The 2,010-nt window shown below is 64.4% G+C and carries 2 protein-coding genes; both read right to left on the reverse strand.

Annotated features, from left to right (window positions below; genetic code table 11):
• Positions 1–1,086 (reverse strand): FAS1-like dehydratase domain-containing protein (locus ACRDUX_RS13340; protein ID WP_526414505.1); only part of this gene is annotated, 1,086 nt, incomplete at its 3' end.
• 7 nt (positions 1,087–1,093) lie between these two features.
• Complete coding sequence (locus tag ACRDUX_RS13345; protein ID WP_526414506.1) at positions 1,094–1,945, reverse strand: mycofactocin-coupled SDR family oxidoreductase; 852 nt, start codon at positions 1,943–1,945, stop codon at positions 1,094–1,096.
• Between the last annotated feature and the right edge of the window lie 65 nt (positions 1,946–2,010).

Genomic DNA, 2,010 nt, shown 5'->3' on the forward strand with positions numbered 1-2,010 from the left:
GACCTTGCCGGTGCACCGGTGGACGTCGCCGTGGTAGTTGAAACCGCGCATCTGAAGGTCCATCTCGGCCAGCCAACCGTCGTCGCCGATCCAGTTGGTGATCAGATGACTGACCCATGCTGCGCGCATCTGCCCGTAGTCGTAGGGCGCCGGAATGCCAAGGGACTGAGCCCGGCCGGAATCCCAGTGCAGACGCTGCACGACGTCGGGGACGCCGTACTCGTCGGGCTGGTAGAAGGCAGGCATCCGCTTGCGGAGCTGGTGCGCGAACTTCAACGGACCGACGCCGTAACCACCCCAACCCCAACCCATGTGCATGGAGATGATGTCGACGACAGTCAACGGGCCCTTGATGATCCCAGGGAGTTCATCGCCGACGCTGACGTCCTCCCACCACCGCGGCTCGGCGCCGCGGCGCTCCTCCGCCTCGTACTCTTCTTCCACCTGCGCGAACTCGTCGGGAGTCCAGTGCTTGCGGGCAATGTCCTTGAGCTTGCCGGACTTCTTGGAGCCGTGACGTTCGGCGTTGATGTAGGACTCGTCGCGGGTGGCGATCGGGTTGCCGTCGGTGTCGACGTAGAGGTACCGGAAGGTCTCCTTGACCGAACGGCCGCCGGAGAATTCACTCTCCTTGACCTGTACGTCGAGGGTGTAGTTCTCGGCAAGCACGGGACGTCCCGCGTAGACGGGCCGGTACCACGTCCACTTCACCCCGGAGTAGTACTTGCCCGTGCCGCGAAACAAGCCGCGGAACAACTTCTTTCGCTCCGGATCGGTGAACTTCGGCGTCTGATCCAACCCGGTCGCGATCGGGAATGTCGGCGAGGCGATCTGTGCGTGCCAGCGGGTGGCCGGTCCGTAGCTCGGATCGTGGAACAGTGGATTGTCGTCACCGCAGCCGAAACTGAACTGGGTGATGGCGTCACTGGACGGCAGCTTGTGCCACGCCTCGTCGCGCTGGAAAACCGGAATCCCGATCTGCGCCTTGGCTCGTTCGATGTCCTCGTCGGTGATCCGGCCCTCTTCGGCAGCCGTATCACCACCTGTCGCCCCAGTACCGGCGCTGGGCTTCTCCGCGGTGGTCATGGTTCTCCTAGAACTTCAGCATCGCGCCGGCATCGACCTTGAACTGCAGGCCCGTCACGAAGCGTGACTCGTCGGAGGCCAGGAAGCACACCGCGTTCGAGATGTCGGCGGGCTCCACGTAGGGGGTGGGCATCGCCTGCATGGCGGGGAACGCGAGCAGCGCGTCGTCGCGGGTCGGACTCTCGAGGTCCGGCCGGAACTGTCGGTACATCGGCGCGCTGTTCAGCATATCGGTGTTGACATTCGTCGGGTGTACGACGTTGGCGCGGATGGACTGTGGCGCCAGCTGGCCCGCCAGCTGGATGGTGTAGGAATCCACCAACTGCTTCGCGAAGCTGTAGCCCGCTCCGCCGGGACCCTGCGGACCGGCCGCGCCGGGAGGCTGCGAGGCCGCGATGAGACCGGCGACTGATCCGGTGGTGATGATCGACGCACCAGACTTCAGGTACGGGAGCGCCGCGTGCACGGTGTTGACCACCCCGATGAAGTCGACGTCGAAGGCGTCGGCGAAGGCCTGGATTCCAAGGTTTGCGCCAAGCGGACAGATGCCCGCGTTGGCGACGACCACGTCGAGCTTGCCGAATTCGGCTACCGCGTTGGCGAGTTCGCGAACCACGGCCGCCCGGTCTCGGACGTCCACCTGGGCGGTATAGGCCTTGCGCCCGGTCTTCTCCACCTCGAGGCCGGCTTCTTCGAGATCACGCGGCGTGGCAAGCGCGTACTCGTTGGTCTCGATGTCCTCGCAGATGTCGAAGAGGATGACGTCCGCGCCCTCCTCTGCCAGCTTGACCGCATGGCTGCGCCCCTGACCGCGAGCCCCGCCGGTAACCAAGACCACTTTGTCCTGAACTCTTCCCATTTCAGCGTGCCTTCCATACGGGTTGACGTTTCTCTGCGAAGGCCAGTGGGCCTTCTCTTGAATCT

Source organism: Mycobacterium sp. (assembly GCF_050701675.1).
GTDB lineage: Bacteria > Actinomycetota > Actinomycetes > Mycobacteriales > Mycobacteriaceae > Mycobacterium.